Source organism: Janthinobacterium sp. CG3, assembly GCF_000344615.1.
Taxonomy (GTDB): domain Bacteria; phylum Pseudomonadota; class Gammaproteobacteria; order Burkholderiales; family Burkholderiaceae_D; genus Janthinobacterium.
Genome location: NZ_KB467824.1, coordinates 1,255,005 through 1,272,558 on the forward strand (window position 1 = coordinate 1,255,005; position 17,554 = coordinate 1,272,558).

The 17,554-nt window shown below is 72.0% G+C and carries 14 protein-coding genes; 7 read left to right on the top strand and 7 right to left on the bottom strand.

Annotated features, from left to right (window positions below; genetic code table 11):
* Positions 1-122 precede the first annotated feature (122 nt).
* The 7 genes from JANGC3_RS0105460 to bla all read left to right on the top strand — a co-directional run bounded on the left by JANGC3_RS0105460 (position 123) and on the right by bla (position 6,940).
* Entirely contained in the window at positions 123-2,207 is a 2,085-nt protein-coding gene (locus JANGC3_RS0105460) for a glycosyltransferase (RefSeq protein WP_232429660.1), read from the top strand.
* An 11-nt stretch (positions 2,208-2,218) separates the two neighbouring features.
* Positions 2,219-3,676 carry an oligosaccharide flippase family protein gene (locus JANGC3_RS0105465; protein ID WP_017875474.1) on the top strand — a complete coding sequence of 486 codons (1,458 nt, stop codon included), beginning with the start codon at positions 2,219-2,221 and terminating at the stop codon, positions 3,674-3,676.
* A gap of 21 nt (positions 3,677-3,697) precedes the next feature.
* Complete coding sequence (locus JANGC3_RS0105470; protein ID WP_017875475.1) at positions 3,698-4,768, top strand: glycosyltransferase; 1,071 nt, start codon at positions 3,698-3,700, stop codon at positions 4,766-4,768.
* A complete protein-coding gene (locus JANGC3_RS33140; RefSeq protein ID WP_017875476.1) occupies positions 4,758-4,937 on the top strand; it encodes a hypothetical protein in 180 nt (59 codons plus the stop codon). The genes JANGC3_RS0105470 and JANGC3_RS33140 overlap by 11 nt, the downstream gene beginning before the upstream one ends.
* Positions 4,913-5,569: a hypothetical protein gene (locus JANGC3_RS31260; protein WP_198291989.1), complete on the top strand. Its 657-nt coding sequence runs from the start codon at positions 4,913-4,915 to the stop codon at positions 5,567-5,569. The genes JANGC3_RS33140 and JANGC3_RS31260 overlap by 25 nt, the downstream gene beginning before the upstream one ends.
* A gap of 213 nt (positions 5,570-5,782) precedes the next feature.
* Positions 5,783-5,935, top strand: a complete 153-nt coding sequence (locus JANGC3_RS32380; RefSeq protein ID WP_017875480.1) for a hypothetical protein — start codon at positions 5,783-5,785, stop codon at positions 5,933-5,935.
* A gap of 96 nt (positions 5,936-6,031) precedes the next feature.
* Positions 6,032-6,940 (top strand): class A beta-lactamase, encoded by a 909-nt coding sequence (bla, locus tag JANGC3_RS0105500; protein ID WP_026132594.1) that lies wholly within the window; start codon positions 6,032-6,034, stop codon positions 6,938-6,940.
* Positions 6,941-6,970: 30 nt separating this feature from the next.
* On the opposite strand, the gene JANGC3_RS0105505 is transcribed toward bla, so the two are convergent.
* From JANGC3_RS0105505 to JANGC3_RS0105535, 7 genes are all read right to left on the bottom strand, one after another.
* Complete coding sequence (locus JANGC3_RS0105505; protein WP_017875482.1) at positions 6,971-7,726, bottom strand: class I SAM-dependent methyltransferase; 756 nt, start codon at positions 7,724-7,726, stop codon at positions 6,971-6,973.
* Positions 7,727-7,740: 14 nt separating this feature from the next.
* Positions 7,741-10,173: a glycosyltransferase gene (locus JANGC3_RS31265; RefSeq protein WP_017875483.1), complete on the bottom strand. Its 2,433-nt coding sequence runs from the start codon at positions 10,171-10,173 to the stop codon at positions 7,741-7,743.
* Positions 10,170-11,411, bottom strand: coding sequence for a TIGR04063 family PEP-CTERM/XrtA system glycosyltransferase (locus tag JANGC3_RS0105515; protein WP_017875484.1), 1,242 nt, complete (start codon positions 11,409-11,411; stop codon positions 10,170-10,172). The genes JANGC3_RS31265 and JANGC3_RS0105515 overlap by 4 nt, the downstream gene beginning before the upstream one ends.
* Before the next feature lie 163 nt (positions 11,412-11,574).
* On the bottom strand, positions 11,575-13,542 hold the full coding sequence (locus tag JANGC3_RS0105520; protein ID WP_017875485.1) for an XrtA/PEP-CTERM system amidotransferase: 1,968 nt from the start codon (positions 13,540-13,542) through the stop codon (positions 11,575-11,577).
* A 16-nt stretch (positions 13,543-13,558) separates the two neighbouring features.
* A complete protein-coding gene (locus JANGC3_RS0105525; RefSeq protein ID WP_017875486.1) occupies positions 13,559-14,749 on the bottom strand; it encodes a TIGR03088 family PEP-CTERM/XrtA system glycosyltransferase in 1,191 nt (396 codons plus the stop codon).
* The gene (gene xrtA, locus JANGC3_RS0105530; protein WP_017875487.1) at positions 14,733-16,298 is read right to left on the bottom strand and encodes an exosortase A; all 1,566 of its coding nucleotides are present in this window, start codon (positions 16,296-16,298) and stop codon (positions 14,733-14,735) included. The genes JANGC3_RS0105525 and xrtA overlap by 17 nt, the downstream gene beginning before the upstream one ends.
* The gene (locus JANGC3_RS0105535) at positions 16,295-17,551 is read right to left on the bottom strand and encodes a TIGR03087 family PEP-CTERM/XrtA system glycosyltransferase (RefSeq protein ID WP_017875488.1); all 1,257 of its coding nucleotides are present in this window, start codon (positions 17,549-17,551) and stop codon (positions 16,295-16,297) included. Before JANGC3_RS0105535 ends, xrtA begins: the two co-directional genes overlap by 4 nt.
* Positions 17,552-17,554 lie beyond the last annotated feature (3 nt).

Consider the following 17,554-nt stretch of genomic DNA (forward strand, 5'->3'; position numbering starts at 1 on the left):
TTCGGTGTCGTGTCCTGGCGAAAGGTTTGATTCCCGTCAACGGTCCGGCGGAGGCGGTCAGTACACTGCGTGGTGATGCCGATGGAACAGTAAGGCAATAGTAAGACAGAGGAGAGGCGCACTTGTTGACCGTTCTCATGGCTAGTTACAATGGCGCGCGCACCCTGCCCAAGGTCTTGCAGGCCTACTGTCGCCTGCTCGCGCCGCCGCAGGGCTGGTCGCTGCTGGTGGTCGACAACGGCAGCGACGACGCCACCGCCGCGCTGCTGGCCGAGTTCAGCGGGCGCCTGCCGCTGCGCTGCGTCTACGAGGGCAGGCGCGGCAAGAACGCGGCGCTGAACACCGCCGTGGCGCTGGCGCTGCGCGAGCCGGCCAACGAGTTGTTCGTGCTCAGCGACGACGACGCCGCGCCGGAGCCGGACTGGCTGCTGCGCCTGGCCGAGTGCGCCGCCAGCCAACCGGGCTACGCGGTCTTTGGCGGCGCCATCGTGCCGGACTGGCAGGCGCCACCGCCGGACTGGCTACTGCGCCTGGCGCCGCTGGGCCTGACCTTCGGCGTCACCGACCCCGGCCTGGCGGACGGCCCGGTGTTCCCGGGCCTGGTGTGGGGCGCCAACATGGCGCTGCGGCGCACCGTGTTCGACGCCGGCTACCGCTTCGACGAGTCGCTCGGTCCGAACGGCGCGCAGGCCGCCTACGCGATGGGCGGCGAAACCCAGTTGACGCGGCGCCTGTTCGGCGCCGGCTACCTGTCCTGGTTTTGCCCGGCGGCGCGGGTCGCCCACTTCATCCGCGCGCACCAGGTCGAGCCGGCCTACGTGCTGCGGCGCGCCTACCTGTTCGGGCGCGGCAAGTGGCGCCAGGACCGCGCCGCCGCCGCGCCCGGCGCCGCCAAGGTGCCGCGCTGGATGCTGCGGCGCCTGGCGCAGGAGCTGGCCGGCGCGCTACGCGCCCGCCTGGCGGGCGACGCCGGGCAGTTGTTCCTGCGGCGCTGGGAAATCCAGTACCTGCGCGGCTATTTCCACGAGGCATGGCTGGCGCGCCGCGCGGCGCCGCCGCGGGTGCTGGTGACCAGTTACTCCGGCGAACTGGGCGGCATGGAGATGCGCATGGGCCAGGAGGCCTGCCTGCTGGCCGAGGCCGGCTACGACAGCGCGCTGGCGGTGCGGCGCTTTCCCGGCTTCGACGGCTGGGCCGCGGCGCTGCGGGCGCGCCGCGTCGAGGTCTCGGTGTTCGACCCGCCGCCGGTGTTCGAGCAGTGGCAGTGGCGCCGCCTGAACAAGTGGCGCGCGCGGCTGGGCGCGGCGCGGCGCCTGCGGCGCTACCGGGCCGACCTGGTGCACGTGGCGTTTTGCTGGAACACCTACGGCGCCTCGGCGCTGTGGCTGGCGCACGACTGCGCGCTGCCCTGCGTCATCAGCGTGCACAACGCCTTCCCGCTGGCCGAGTTGAGCGCCTGGCACCGGCCGCTGCTGGCGGCGGCGTTCGGCTCGGTGCGCGGCATTTACGCCGTATCCGAGTCGGCAATGCAGCACTTCCAGGCGCTGTACGGCGCCTACATCGACCCGGCGACGCGGCTGGCGGTGATCCCCAACAGCGTCGACACCGAGCGCTTCGCGCCGTCGCCGGCGGCGCGCGCGGCGGCGCGCGCGGCGCTCGGGCTGGCGCCGGACGCGCTGGTGCTCGGCGCGGTGGCGCGGCTGGCGCCGCAAAAACGGCCGCAGGCGCTGTTGCGGCTGTTCTGCGCGCTGCGCGGCCAATTCCCCGACCTGCATCTGGTGCTAGCCGGCAGCGGCCCGCTGGAGGCGCAGCTGCGCGCCCAGGCCGAGGCGGCCGGCGCCGGCGGGCGCGTCATCTTCACCGGCTTTTGCGACGCCGTCGAGCAACTGATTCCGGCGTTCGACCTGCACCTTCTGCTCAGCCGCAACGAGGGCTTCGGCATCGCCACCATCGAGGCGATGGCGTGCGGGGTGGCGGCGGTGGGCACCGACGTGCCAGGCACAGCCGACATATTGCGGCACAGCCGCGCCGGCCTGCTGGTGCCGCTCGACGACGAGGCCGGCGCCGCCGCCGCCGTGGCCGCGTTGCTGGCCGACCCGGTGCGGCGCGCCGACATGGGCCGGCACGGCAGGGCGGAGGCGCTGGCGAGATATTCGGACGCGCGGCTGCGGCGCCAGGTGCTCGAGTTTTACCGCAGCCTGGTCTGACGGGGCCGGCCGTGAACGCGACCCGCATCTCCCTGCTGTTTTCCTTCGGCGAAAGATACACCGTGCTGTTGCTGGGCATCGTCGCCAGCATGATCCTGTCGCGCCTGCTCACGCCGGCCGAGATCGGCGTCTATTCGGTCGGCGCGGTGCTGGTCGGGCTGGCGCAGGTGGTGCGCGACTTCGGCGTCGGCCAATACCTCATCCAAGAAAAGGAATTGAGCACCGAGAAGATCCGCGCGGCGCTGGCCGCCAGCGTCGGCGTGGCCTGGCTGCTGGCGGCGCTGGTGCTGGCCGGCGCGCCGGCGCTGGCGCGCTTCTACCACGAGCCGCGCCTGGCGGGCGTGCTGCAACTGCTGTCGATTAATTTCCTCTTGATCCCGTTCAGCGCGCTGACCTTGCCCTTCCTGCGCCGGCAGATGCGCTTCGCCGCGCTGTACGCGATCAACGCCGCCAACGGCGCGGTCAACCTGCTGGTGGCGGTGGGCCTGGCGCTGCTTGGTTGGAGCTACCTGAGCCTGGCTTGGGCGGCGGTGGCCGGCACCGTCGCCGCGCTGCTGGTGAGCCTGTGGGTGCGCCCGCCCGAGCTGCCCTGGCTGCCCGGGCTGAAGGGGGTGGGCGCGGTGCTGTCGTTCGGCGCGCTGACGACCGGCGGCGGCCTGGTCGACGAGGCCGGCGTGGCGGCGCCCGAACTGGTGGTCGGCAAACTGCTGGGCGTCGAGGCGGTGGCCATCTTCAGCAAGGCGCAGGGCTTGCTGGGCGTGTTCAACCAGGCCATCACCAGCGCCATCTCGCCGGTGGTGTTCCCGCTGTTTGCCGCGCGCGCGCGCGACGGCGGCGACGTGCGCGCCGTCTACCTGGCCACCGTCAGCTACGTTACCGCGCTGGCCTGGCCGTTCTTCCTGTTCGTCGGCCTGATGGCGCTGCCGCTGGTGAACGCGCTGTACGGGCCGCAGTGGAACGCCGCCGTCCCCTTGATTCGCATCATGTGTTGCGCCTCGGCCTTGTATAGCATGTTCAGCATGGCGCGCTACTTGTTCGTCGCCACCGGCCACGTCAAGGCGCAGGCGCAAATCGACGCGATCGCCGTGCCGCTGCGGCTTGGCGCGGTGCTGTTGGCGGCGCCGTTCGGGCTGGCCTGGGTCGCCGGCGCCGTGGTGCTGGGCGCGCTGTGCCGCTGCTGGATCACCTGGCGCTACCTGCGCGCGCTGGCCGGGGTCGACCTCGGCGCGACGCTGCGCGCGGCGCGCAAGAGCATGGCGCTGTGCGCGCTGAGCGGCCTGGCGCCGGCGCTGGTGCTGCTGGCGTTGCCGCCGCGCCCCGACTACCTGCTGCTGCCGCTGGCGCTGGCGGCGGCCGGCGCCCTGCTGGTCTGGATCGCCGCGGTGTTACTACTCAAGCATGAGATCGCCGCCGAATTCGAGCTGGTGCGGCGCAAGGTGTGCGCCCTCGCCGGCGTCGCCATCAAATAGACCGAGACGGGGGAGGGCGCCATGCGCGTGGGCATTTTGTCGTACCCGATGCTGTTCCAGCGCGACGGCGGTCTGCAAATCCAGGTGCGCGAGACGGTCGCGGCGCTGAACCGGCTCGCGCTTGGCGCGCCGCGCCACCTGCAGGTGGAACTGGTCGACCCGACCCGCAACCGGCTCGACAGCTACGACCTGATCCACGTGTTCTCGGCCATCAACGGCAACTACCGTATCGTCGAACTGGCCAGCGAACTGGGCTTGCCGGTGGTGCTCTCGCCGCTGCTCTCGCCCGGCTGGAACCACGCCACCGGCGTGTTGGCGCGGCTGGCCGACCGCCTGGCCGGCAAGTTGACGGCCTGGAACGTGCAAACCAGCTACGCCCAGAGCAAGCGCGCGCTGCAACTGGCCGACCTGGTGATCGCGCTGGGCGAGGCCGAGCGCCAGGCCATCGTGACCGGCTTTCAGATCGAGCCGGAGAAAATCGAGGTCTACCCGAACGGCATCAACGCGCACTTCTTCAGCGCCGACGCGGCGCTGTTTCGCAGCGCCACCGGCATCGCCGGCCCCTTCGTGCTGATGGTGGGGGCGATCTCGCCGTACAAGAACCAGTTGGGTCTGGCGCGGGCGCTGGCCGAGGTCGACCTGCCGATCGTCCTGATTGGCGCGGCGCAGCGGCCCGAGCACGGCTACCTGCAACAACTGCTGCGGCTACCGCACGTGAGCTGGCTGGGCGCGTTGCCACACGCCGATCCGCTGCTGGCGAGCGCCTACCGCGCCGCCGCCGTGGTGGCGCTGCCCAGCCACGGCGAGGTGTTCCCGCTGGCGGTGCTGGAGGCGCTGGCGGCCGGCACGCCGGTGGTGATGACGGCGCAAAGCGCGTTGGAGCTGCCCGACGCCGGTTTCGCGATGAAAAAAGTGCGCTGGGACGACGCCGCCGGTCAGCGCCTGGCGATCTGCCAGCTGGTCGGCGCCGCGCCCGACCGCGCCGCCGTGCGCGCGCTGGTCAGCCAGTTCACCTGGGAGCGCGCGGCCGGCCAGATCGCCGAGAGTTACTTCCGCCTCGGCGCCCGCGGGGGGCTACGCCGTGCTGTTTAATTCCGACGCTTTCCTGTTCCGCTACCTGCCGGTGGTGCTGGCCGGCTATTTCGGGCTGGGCCGGCGCCGGGCCAGCTGGGCCGCGGCATGGCTGGCGCTGGCCTCGCTGTTCTTTTACGGTTACTGGGAGGCGCGCTACTGCCGTTGCTGCTGGCCTCGATCACGCTGAACTACGGTTGCGGCCGGGCGCTGGCGGCGGCCGCGGCGGCGCGGCGCAAGGCGTGTTTGTTGGGCGCGCTGGGCGCCAACCAGGCGCTGCTGGCCTACTATAAATACGCCAATTTCTTCGTCGACAGCCTGAACCGGGCCGGCGCTGGCGACTGGGTGGTGCCGGACATCGTGCTGCCGATCGGCACTTCCTTCTTCATTGTTTCTCAGCTACTTCCCGCACTTGATCGCCGGCCCGGTGCCGCACCACAAGGACATAATGGCGCAATTCGCCGAGCCGGCCAATTGCCGGCCGTTGGCATCGAATTTCACCATCGGCCTGTCGATTTTCGTCGTCGGCCAGGTGAAAAAGTGTTGATCGCAGACAACATCTCGCCGATGGTCGGGCCGGTCTACGGCGCCGGCGCCCAGCCGCAGCTGCTGGAGGCGTGGATCGGCACGCTGGCCTACACCTTGCAGCTGTATTTCGACTTCTCCGGCTACTCCGACATGGCGATTGGCCTGTCGCGCCTGTTCGGCGTGAGGCTGCCGCTAAACTTCAACTCGCCCTACAAGGCGCGCGGTGACTTCTGGCGGCGCTGGCACGCGCCGGCACGCGCCTGCGCCTGTATATCAACCCGACCCATGCGCTGACGCTCGACGCCCTGTACTAGTCCGGCAAATGGGCGCCGATGGAAGCCAGGCAGGGCGCCCTGGCGCGGCTGGCCGAGCGCCACCGCGGGGCCGGCTGCGACCTGCGCCTGTGCGACTTCTCCGGCTTCAACAGCATTACCACCGAGACTATCCCGCAGCTCAGCCGGCGCCGCGAGATGGCCCACTATTGGGAAGCGTCGCACTATCGCAGCCATGTCGGAAATGATCCTGGCGCGCATCTTCGGCGCCGCCGAGGCGTTGCCGGCGCCGGCCGACTTCGGCGTAGAACTCGACAGCGCGATGCTGCCGGCGCACTTGGCAAGCTGCCGGGCGCCAACGCCGGCTTCGGCGTCCACCATTCGCTGATCAACGCGGCATCGGCGCGGCCTAGCGGTGCATTGGCGCGTAGCCGAATGGCGCTTATAGTATGATTTATCTTCAGTAAATCAAAACAAGTGAAAAATGAATCATTCGCCACACCGCAGGATATTTTTGCTCGCCGCCGCATCGGTGCCGCTGATGGCCCCCAGCAGCGTCCGGGCCGTCGCGGGCAGCGGCGCGGCGGCCGCCAAAATGCACGTCGCCGTGGCCGTCGCGCAGCTGGCGGAATTGGAAAAAACGCTGGGCGGTCGCCTTGGCGTGTTCGCACTCGATACCGGCGACGGTTCGCAGCTGAGCCACCGAGCCGGCGAGCGCTTCGCGTTTTGCAGCACGGCCAAGGTCATGATCGCCTCCGCCATCCTGGCGCGCAGCGCCCAGGTTGCGGGGCGGCTGCGCCAGCGCGTCCGCTACGCCAAGGGCGAGCTGGTCAACTATTCGCCGATTACCGAACGCCACGTCGGCGACGGCATGACGGTCGCCGAACTGTGCGCCGCCGGCATCCAATACAGCGACAACACCTCGGCCAACTTGCTGATCAAGATCCTCGGCGGACCGGCCGCGGTGACCGCGTACGCGCGCTCGATCGGCGACACCACGTTCCGCCTCGACCGCCTGGAGACGGAACTCAATTCGGCGATACCGGGCGATCCGCGCGACACGACGACGCCGGAGGCGATGGGCCTCAGCCTGCGGCGTGTGGCGCTGGGCGACGCGCTGGCGCCGGCGTCGCGCGAGCTGCTGCAGGACTGGCTGCGCGGCAATACGACCGGCGCCAAGCGGATTCGCGCCGCCGTGCCGGCCGATTGGCAAGTCGGCGACAAGACCGGCACCGGCGACTACGGCACGGCGAACGATGTCGGCGTGGTGTGGCGGCCGAACCGCGCCCCCGTCGTCGTCTCGATCTACACCACGCATGCGGAGAAGGACGCGAAGGCGAGCGACGAGGTGATCGCGGCGGCGGCGCGCATCGTCGTGGCCTGGCTCGGCTAGGCCCGCCCCGGCGGCAAGCGCGTTGCGCCGTCAGCCGCCGCGCCGGGTCAGCACCGCGCAGCCCTTTTCGCAGTCGCGCGCGCTCTGCTCGAACATCGGAAATTCGCTGCGCCAGCGGCGCAGGATGGCCTGCTCGTCGGGCCGGCCGGCGTCGTCGAGGAAGACGCTGCCGCCGGCGCCGATGCGGTGGAACAACAGCGGTCCGGCCGGGTAGCGCGCCAGCACCCGCGTCGCCAGCGGCGGGCCGTCGATCACCAGCATGTCGATGGCCGGCTCGTCGGGCAGGAAGTCGGGCACGTACCACGGCCAGCTGTCGCTGCCGAGCGCGTGCTCGCGCAGCGGCGCCTCCAGTACCACGGCCCATTCGCTCAGGCCGTGGTGTTGCAGTTGCTGCCGGGTTTGTTCGGCGAAGTGCGGCTCGTGCTCCAGGCTGTAGACCTTGCCGCGCCCGTTCAGCTGCATGCAGCGCGCCAGCACCAGCGTCGAGGTGCCGCTGCTGCATTCGACCACCAGGCGCGGTTTGGCGGCGAAGGCGTGGCGCGCCAGTTCCAGCAGGAAGTCGGGCGAGGCGGCCCAGCCGCGCGTGTCCGGCAGGCTGCGTTCGAGGCGCAGGTCGATGTACAGGCTGTGCAGCGCCTCGAGCTGGCGGAACAGGTTCGCCGGCGTCTGTTTTCCCTGGTCGCGCAGTTCGTGCGCCAGCAGGTGGATCAGGCGCACCTTGTGCAGCGTGTACAGGCACAGCAGCGCGAGCGAGAATATCAGCAGGATGGCGGTGATGGGGAACATGGGCGTGGCTCTCTTCAGGTTAGGACTACTTTACTGACGACGTAGCGGAATTTTCCCGAGGCCTCGGGCGGGATTTCGCCGACCTCCTCGATGACGACCAGCACGGCCGCGCCCAGCCTGGCCTTGAAGCCGTGCTCGATCGCCCGCCGCGCCGGCGCGCCGAGCGCCGGCAGCGCCACCAGCAGCACGCGGGTCAGTTCCAGGCTTTCCTGGACGATCTTGAAGGCGCGCACCTGCGGCAGCTCGCGCAGGATGTACACCAGCGCCAGGCCGTGCATGACGGTGCCGTCGTGCGCCACCACGAAGTCGGTGCTGCGGCCCTCGATGCGCTTGAGCAGCGGCAGGCCGCGCCCGCACGGGCAGGGTTGCGGGTCGAGCGCGCCGATGTCGCCGGTGCGGTAGCGGATAAAGGGGAACTCGCGGGTGGCCAGGTGGGTGACGACGATTTCGCCGCTTTCGCCCGGCGCCACCGGCGCGCCGTCGGCGCCGACGATTTCGACGATGATGTCCTCGGCCGTGATGTGCATGCCGCCCTCCGGGCAGGCGTGGGCGATGAAGCCGGCGTCGCGCCCGCCGTAGCCGTTGGCCACCGGGCAACCGAAGGTGGCGCTGATCAGTTCGCGCTGCTCGTCGTACAGGCGCTCGGAGGTGACGAAGGCGACGCGGATGCCCAGGCCGTGCAGCGGCACGCCGCGGCTGCGCGCGTGGCTGGCGATGCGGCTGAGCGCCGACGGGTAGCCGAACAGCATTTTCGGGCGGATCCGGCGGATCTGGCCGACGAATTCGTCGAGCCGGGCCGGCGACATGTCGAAGGCCGGCAGCAGGGTGCTGCGCATGAGCCGGTCGCGCAGCGCGCGCAGGCGGTCCTGCGCCTTCAGTTCGATCGGCGAACCCCACACCACCACCTCCGGGTCGCCGATGTCGACGCCCCACCAGCGCGTGGCGCGCCATTTCGCCGCGACGTCGTGGCTGACGCGCTCGCGGCCGAGGTAGAACACCAGCGGCTCGCCGCTGGAGCCGCCGGTGTTGCAGCGGCTCAGGGGGCCGGCGCGTTCGGACTTGAAGCCGTCGCGCGCGGCGCTGATGGCCGCCTTGTCGAGCAGCGGCAGGCGCCGCAGGTCGTCGAGCCGGTACAGGTCGGCGGCGTCGAAGCCGAGCGCGGCGAATTGCGCGCGGTAGTGCGGCACGTGCGCCTGGGCGTGCGCCAGCAGCGCGCGCAGGCGCGCCAGCTGGCATTGCCGCAGCCGCGCCGGGCTCCACCACTGCGACTGTTCCAGCTGGCGCCGCAGCGCCACGCTGGCGTGCCGTTTGGCGCGTTCGTGCAGCGGAAACAGCAGCGCCGCCCGCAGCGCGGTGCGCCAGCCGGGCCGGCGCGCCGCGCGCAGGCGCCGGTAGTGCGCCAGCAGCAGCGGCGCCACCTGCTGCCAGTCGAACTGGCGCACGTGCGCCTGCCCGGCGGCGGCCAGGCGGCGCGCGCTGGACGGGTTGCGGATCAGCGTCAGCAGCGCCTGCGCCATCGCCTCGGCGTCGCCCGGGCGCACCAGCAGCGCGGTGACGTCGTGTTGCAGCAGCGCCGGGATGCCGCCGACGTCGGTGCTCACCAGCGGCACGCCGCAGGCCAGCGCCTCCAGCACCGAGATGGGCATATTGTCGGCCAGGCTGGGGTTGAGCACCAGGTCGGCCTGGTGGTACAGCAGCGGCATGTCGGCGTTGTCGACGCGCCCGGCGAAGCGCAGCGCCGCCGCCACGCCGAGCTGCTGCGCCAGTTGTTCCAGCGCGCCCCGTTCGGGGCCGCTGCCGGCCAGCAGCAGTTGCGCGTCCGGACAGGCGCGCAGCACGATGGCGAAGGCGCGCAGCGCGCTGGCGTTGTCGTAGACCGCCTCGAGGTTGCGCGCCACCAGCACCACCGGACCGGCGTGCGCCACGCGCCCCGGCGCGAAGCGGCCCAGGTCGACGATGTTGGGAACGATCTGGGTGGCGTAGCCGTGGCGCTCGAAGACGCCGGCCAGGAACGCCGACGGCACCACGACGGCGTCGGCCAGGCGCAGGCTCAGGCCGACCAGCCAGCCGCGCCGCGCCAGGAAGGTCTCGGCCTCGCCGCCGCGGTAATTCACCAGCACCGGCTTGCCCTTCAGGCGCGCCAACCAGATCGCCGGGGCCGCGTACAGGTGCCAGGACCAGCCGGAATTGGCCATCACGTGGAACAGGTCGACGGTGTCGACCACGCGCCACAGGCGCCACAGGTAGCCGGCCAGCCGCGCCGCCGCGCGCAGGCCCTTGACGCGCGCCAGCCAGGCCGGCCGCTGCGGCGCGTTGAGCTGGATCAGTTGCACCGAGGCGCCCTCGGCGCGCAGCAGCGCGGCCAGTTGGCGGGTCTGGTTGGCCATGCCGCCGGACGGCGGCGGCAACGGCCCCAGCAGGGCGAGGCGCAGGCCGGCCAGTCTCATGGCTTGCGCCCGGCCAGCAGGCGCGCGTAGACGGCGCCGTAGCGCGCCACGCTGGCGCCCCAGTTGCGTTCGTTTTCGACGTAGTCGCGGGCCGCTTGGCGCAGCGCCGGCCAGCTGTCGGCGCGGCGCAGCAGGCCGGTGACGGCGTCGGCCAGCGCGTCGGCGTCGCCTGCGGCGAACAGGATGCCGGTCTTGCCGTCGGCGATCAGTTCGCGGTGGCCGCCGACGTCGGAGGCCACCACCAGGCGGCCCTGGGCCATCGCCTCCAGCGGTTTCAACGGCGTGACCAGGTCGGTCAGGCGCATCGCCAGGCGCGGGTAGACCAGCACGTCGAGCAGGCGGTAGTAGTCGGCGGTGTGGCGCTGCGCCACGCGGCCGGCGAAGATCACTTGGCCGGCCACGCCCAGGCGCGCGGCCAGCGCCTTCAGTTCGGCCTCCTGCGGGCCGCCGCCGACCAGCAGCAGGCGCATGCGCGGGAAGGCCGCCAGCATGCGCGGCAGCGCCCGCAGCAGCAGCGCCAGGCCCTCGTAGGCGTAGAACGAGCCGATGAAGCCGACCACCGGCGCGCCGTGCGGGTCCGGCGCCAGGCCCAGCGCGCCGGCCAGCGGCGAGGCCGCGGCGCCCTGGCCGGCCGCGGCCGTGGCGCCCAGTTCGGCCGCCTCGACCGCGTTGGGGATCACGGTGATGTTGGCGGCGGCGATGCCGCGTTGGCGCATGTCGCCGCGCAGGCCCTCGCAGATGGTGGTGACGGCGTCGACGCGGCGCAGCGCGTAGCTTTCCAACGCCCGCGTCAGGCGGTAGCGCAGGCCGCCGGCGCGGCTGGTGCCGTGGTCGACGGCGGCGTCCTCCCAGAAGGCGCGCACTTCATAGACCACCGGGATGCCCAGCGCGCGCCCGACGCTGAGCGCGGCCAGCGCGTTCAGCGCCGGCGAGTGGGCGTGCAGGATGTCGGGCGCGGTCAGCGTGGCGACCTGGTGCAGGCGCCGGGCCAGGCCGAGCACCACGCCGACCTGGCCCAGCAGCGGCAGGCTGGCCCACCAGGCGGTGGCGGGCGCGGTGCGGTAGAACAGCCAGCCGTCGACCTGCTGCTCGGCGGCGTCGGTGGCGCCCTGTTTGGCGCTGGTCAGATGGGCCGTGCTCCAGCCGAGCGCGCGCTGCTGGCGCAGGATGGACAGGGTGCGGAAGGCGTAGCCGCTGTGCAGCGGCGCCGAGTGGTCCAATATGTGCAGGATGCGCATGCAATTCCCGTGTCTCTGTCGATAGTTAGGTGGGCGGGCCGGCGGCGTTGAAAATCAAGCCGGGGCAAAGCGCCGGGCTCGGAGCTTCAGCTCCGGCCGCGGGGTTGCGCCGCCGGTTTGAAGGATGTCAACGCCGTAGCCGCCGAACCCAGAGCCCGTTAGCCTATGATTGATAGGTTTGCGGCCGGGCCTGTTGATGCCGGTCAATGGTCGGGGAAGTAGCGCCGGCAAGCGTACGCGGCAGCACTTGGCGCAGGAAGGATTCGAACATCAGCAGCGACCACAGGGCCGCGCTGTGATCGCGCCGGCCGCTGTCGTGCTGCGCCAGCAGCGTGCGCACGCAGTCCATATTGAACATGCCGGTGCCTGCCAGGGTCGGCGCCAACAGGCGCGCGCGCAGCCGCTCGCGCAGCGGGCCGCGCAACCAGGCCGCCAGCGGCACCGAAAAGCCCATCTTCTTGCGGTACAGGATCTGCTCGCTCAGATAGGGCCGCAGCGCCTTCTTGAGCAGGTATTTGCCTTCGCCGCCGCGCAGTTTCAGCCGCGGCGGCAGGCCGGAGATCCATTCGACCAGTTCGTGGTCGAGCAGCGGCGAGCGCACCTCCAGCGCGTGGGCCATGCTGGCGCGGTCGACCTTGGTGAGGATGTCGCCGGGCAGGTAGGTTTTCAGGTCGAGGTACTGGACCTGCGACAGCGGGTCGCGCGCCGGACTGGCCTTGGCGTGGCGGCGCAGCACCTCGACGGCGCGGTAGCCGTCCAACTGGCGCAGCAGGTCGGCGCTGAACAGCTGCGCGCGCAGCGCGTCGGGCATCAGCGACACGCTGTGGAAGTAGGCGTCGACGCTGTCGCGCGCCAGCGCCTCGAAGGTGGTCTTGGCGCGCAGCGCGCGCGGCGCCCAGTCGGCCTTCGGGTAGAGCCGCCCGAGCAGGCCGAAGGCCGGCCGGCGCAGGCCCAGCGGCAGCAGCGCGCGCAGGCGCTCCTCGTGCAGGTGGTAGCGGTAGCGCCGGTAGCCGGCCAGGTTCTCGTCGCCGCCGTCGCCCGACAGCGCCACCGTCACGCGCTGGCGCGCCAGCTGGCAGACGCGGTAAGTCGGCAGCGCCGAGCTGTCGGCGAACGGTTCGTCGTACAGCGTGGCCAGCTGGTCGATCAGGGCGAAGTCGTCCTGTTCGACCTGCAGCGCGTGGTGGCGGGTGGCGTAGCGCTGCGCCACCATGTCGGCGTAGGCCGATTCGTTGAAGGCCGGGTCGCCGAACGAGATCGAGCAGGTGTTGACCGGTTCGCCCATGGCGCCGGCCATCAGCGCCACCACGGCGCTGGAATCGACGCCGCCGGACAGGAAGGCGCCCAGCGGCACGTCGGCCACCAGGCGGATGCTGACGGCCTCGCGCAGGCGCGCCAGCAGCTCGTCGCAGGCGGCGGCCTCGCTGGCGGGGTGGTGCGGGGCGAACGGCACGTCCCAGTATTGGCTGGGCGCCGGCAGCGCCGGCGCGCCGGCGTGCAGCGTCAGCGTGTGGCCGGGCGGCAGTTTCAGCGCGGCGCGGAAGATCGTGCGCGGCTCCGGCACGTAGCCGTAGGCGAAGTAGTCCTCGACCGCCGCCGGGTCGAGTTCGCGCGCCAGTTCGGCGTCGCCCAGCAGCGCCTTCAGCTCGGAGCCGAACAGCAGCCTGCCGTCGGCGGTGCGGCCGTAGTACAGCGGCTTGACGCCGAGCCGGTCGCGCGCCAGGAACAGCGTCTGGCGCTTGCGGTCCCACAGGCCGAAGGCGAACATGCCGCGGAAGCGCTCGACGCAGCGCTCGCCCCATTGTTCCCAGGCGTGGACGATGACCTCGGTGTCGCATTGGCTGCGGAAGCGGTGGCCGAGGCCGGCCAGCTCGCGCGCTAGTTCCTTGAAGTTGTAGATCTCGCCGTTGTAGACCACCACCACGTCGCCGTCCTCGTTGAACAGCGGCTGCTGGCCGCCGTTCAGGTCGATGATCGCCAGGCGCCGGTGGCCCAGCCCCAGCCCCGGTTCCAAATACACGCCGCCCTGGTCGGGGCCGCGGTGGTACTGGCTCTGGTTCATCCGCACCAGCGCGTCGCGGGCGATGGCGCGTTTGCCGAGGAGGTCGAAAATGCCGACGATGCCGCACATGGAATGTCCTTTCGGGTTAGCGCCGCGCGCCGCCGAGGGCGTCGTAGACGGCGAGGTAGGCGTCCGCCATGGCCGCCAGGCTGTGCTCGGCGAGGACGCGGCGGCGCCCGCGCAGGCCGTGGCGCTGGGCCAGGTCGGGCGCGTGGTAATACTGGCCGAGCGCCTCGGCCAGCAGTTGCGGCGCGCGCGGCGGCACCAGCGCGCCGGTCCAGCCGGCCTGTACCAGGTCGACGTTGCCGCCGACGGCCGTGGCCACCACCGGCAGCCCGCTGGCCATCGCCTCGAGGATGGTGTTGGAACTGCCCTCGGCCAGCGACGGCAGCACGAACAGGTCCATCGCCCGCATCAGCTGGGCGATGTCGTCGCGCGCGCCGGGCAGCCAGGCGAGTTGGCCGGCGCCGCCCAGCTGCAGCGCGGCCAGGCATTCGGCGCGGCACGGCCCGGCGCCGACGATGACCAGGCGCAGCCGCGTGCCCGGGCCCGGCTCGGCCGCCAGCAGGCGCAGGAAGGCTTGCACCAGCGTGGCGTGGTCCTTGATGTCGACCATGCGGCCGACGCTGCCGACGACAAAGGCGTTGTCGCACAGGAAGCCGGGCGGCCCGACCGCCGCCGCCGGACCCAGCCGCGGATGGAATTGCAGGCTGTCGACGCCGTTGCCGATGTGCGTGACGCGCGCCGGCGCGGCGCCGATGCGTTCGACCAGCCAGCGTTCGAGGTCGCCGCTGACGGCGATGAAGTGGCCGACCAGCGGGCGCAGCAGCTGGCGCAGCAGATTGTATTTGCGGCTCTTGCCGTGCAGGTCGGCCATGTCGCGGCCGTGCTCGCCATGAACGCGCAACTTGACGCCGGCCGCCGCCGCCATCAACTGGCCCTCGATGCTGGCCAGGTTGCGGGTGTGCACCAGTTGCGGGCGCAGCCGGCGCAGCGTGCGGTACAGGCGCAGGTAATGGGCCCAGTCCTTGCCCTCGCGCTTGTTCAAGCTGATGATTTCGACGCCGGGCCGGGTGATGCGCTGTTGGAAGTCGGTCGCGCTTTTGAGGCAGACGATGGCGTGCCGGTAGCGCGCCGGCGGCATGTGGTTGATCAGGTTGACCAGGCCGTTCTCCAGCCCGCCCACGCCGAGCTGGTGGATCAGGTGGACCACCAGCGGCGCCGGCGCGGCGTCGTCGATGGCGGCCGAAAAGACCGCGTCAGCGTCGTCCAGCATCGCTCACCGCCTTGTCGATGGCCGGCAGCGACGCCGCCAGGAAAGCGCGCAGCGCCGGCTCCGGCGCCGCCTGCTGCTCGGCGTAGGGCGCGGCGACGATGATGTCGGCGCCGTCTTGCGCCGTGCGCGTCAGTTTGGCCTTGGCCAGCAGCAGCTTGACCAGCAAGGCGCTGCCGGTGTCGACGCCGCTCTGGCGGTACCAACGCCACACCAGCAGGCGGCCGGCGCCGCGTTGCCAGACGCTTTGGCGCAACGCCAGCGCGCGCGCGCCGACGCGCACCTCGCGCGCTTGCTCCGACAGCAGCGTCCAGTCGCCGTTGCGGGCCGCCGGCAGGTGGCTCAGCAGCTCGGCGTCCTTGCTTTGGCTGGCGTACCAGGCCAGTTGCAGTTCGACCGCGCCGGCCGCGCCGCGGTAGTGTTGGGCGAACAGCAGCGGCGCGCCGGCGTGCGGCGCGCGCCAGGCGTTGGCGGCGGCGCTGGCGCGCCAGCCCGGCGGCGCCGCCAACGCCAGCGCCGCCGGCGCCGCCACCCGGGCCGGCGGCTGGCGCAGCGACGCCGCCAGCCACGGCCAGCAGGCCGCCAGGGCGACGCAGGCCGCCGCCGCGGCGGCGCTGGCGCGGCGCCGCCGCGGGCGCACCGGCGCCGCGACGGCGGGCGCCGCCGCGGCGCCGGGCGCCGGTTGGTCGCGCCACAGCGCGGCGACCCAGTACAGCAGCAGCGAGACGACGCCGAAGAAAATCCAGCCGTAGACCAGGTGGTCGACCCCGGCCGCCAGGCGCATGTCGCTCCAGTGGCCGAGCATCACGATCAGGTAGGCGCGCACGCCGTTGGCCAGGATCGGCAGCAGCAGCGCGACGGCGATGAAGGCCAGGCGCCGGCCCGCGCCGCGGTAGTTCAGGTGGGCGTACAGCGTGCCCAGCACAACCGAGGCGATCACGTAGCGCAGCCCGCTGCACGCCTCGACCACCGACCAGTTGCCGCTGGGGATGCTGAAATTGTTGTTTTCGCGAAACACCGGCACGCCCGTCAGTTGCAGCGCGCCGACGGTGAAGCGGGCCGTGAAGTCGATCAGCGGCGGAATGAAGACTTCGCCGAACGGTACCGCCAGCAGCAGGTAGGCCAGCGGGAAGGCGATGCAGCCGCTGGCGCGGCGTCCGAGCACGGCCAGCACGGTGGCCGGCAGCATCGCCGTGGCGGCGTACTGGCAGACGACGCTGACGTTGGCGAGGTCGGCCAGCAGCCAGGCCGCGCCCAGCAGCGGCAGCAGGGCCAGGCCGGCGGCGCTGGGGCGCTGCGGCGTGGCGGCCAGCGCGCCGCGTTGGCGCCAGACCAGCCAGGCGCTGATGGGCAGCACCGCGAAGCCGTGCGCGAAGGTTTGCGAGCGCGACCACAGCAGCAGCATCGACCAGAAGCTGTCGTGGTAGAGCGCGACGATGGCCGGCAGCGCCAGCGCCAGCGTCAACGCGGCCGGGGGCGCCGGCCGGGCCTGGCGGATCGGCGTGACGACGCCGGCCGGCGCGGCGCGCAAGGCGGCCGGCCCGGCGCTCATGGCAGCGCCCCGGCCGGCGCGCGCGCCGCGGGTTCCAGGCCGAGCAGGGCGCCCAGCCGGTCCAGGCTGGCGTCCCAGTCGTAGTCGCGCAGGATGCGCCGGCGCGCCGCCATGCCGACCGGGTCGGGCGCCTGCGGCGGGCCGGCGCCGGGACGGCCCAGCAGGCGCGCCGCCTGGCTGATGAATTCGGCCTCGTCGCGCGCCAGCTCCAGTTCCTGGCCGGGGACGGCGTCGATGCCCTCCAGCGCCTGCGGCGAGGCCAGCACGGTTTTTTCCATGGCCATCGCCTCGAGCACCTTGTTTTGCACGCCGCGGGCGATGCGCAGCGGCGCCACCGCCAGGCGCGCGTGCGCCAGGTAGGGGCGGATATCGGGCACCGCGCCGGTGACGCTGACGCCGGGCGCGCGCGCCAGCGCCCGCACGGCGGCGCCGGGGCGGGCGCCGACGATGTAGAAGCGCAGGTCGGGAAATTGCAGGCGCAGCGAGGGCCAGACCCGCCAGACGAACCATTGCACCGCCTCGGCGTTGGGCCAGTAGTCCATCGCGCCGGTAAACACCAGCGCGGCGGCGCCGGCGGGGTAGGGGTTGGGGTAGGCCCGCAGCGGCGAGAAGTAGCCGGCGTCGACGCCGTTGCGGACCGCGCTGACGCGTCCGGCCGCCTGCGGCGCGCGGCGCCGGAACAGCGCCGCCTCGGCCTCGGAGACGAAGGTGGCGGCGTCGAAGCGCGCGGCGACGTCGCCCTCGTAGTCGAGCAGGCAGCGCGCCTCGCGCCGGTACAACTGCGACAGCGGCCAGTCCTTGGCGTCGGCGTACTGGCGCCATTTTTCCGAGTCGACGTCGACGAAATCGATCAGGCGCAGCAGCGCCGGCGCCGCCGCGTGCGGCGCCAGGTACTGCGCCATCGGCCCGGAGAAGGCCAGCGCGCGTCCGACCGCGCCGCCGCCGAGCAGGCGGTCGACCCAGTGCTGCAGGCGGGCGTTGCGGTAGTAGTGCAGGCTCATGGCCTGGCCGTACAGCAGGCCCTTGAGGCCGCGCAGGCGCGCCGCCAAAGGATGGTGTTCGATGAAGCAGGTGCTGGCGCACAGCTCCCCGAGCGCGCCGGCGTGTTCGAGGTCGGCCGGGTCGTCGACGAAGCAGCCGAGGTGGACGCGGCAATGGCGCGCCAGGTATTCCAGCATGTGGAAGGAGCGGATCTTGTCGCCCTTGTTGGGCGGATACGGGATGCGGTGGGCCAGGAACAGCAGCTCGTCCATGGC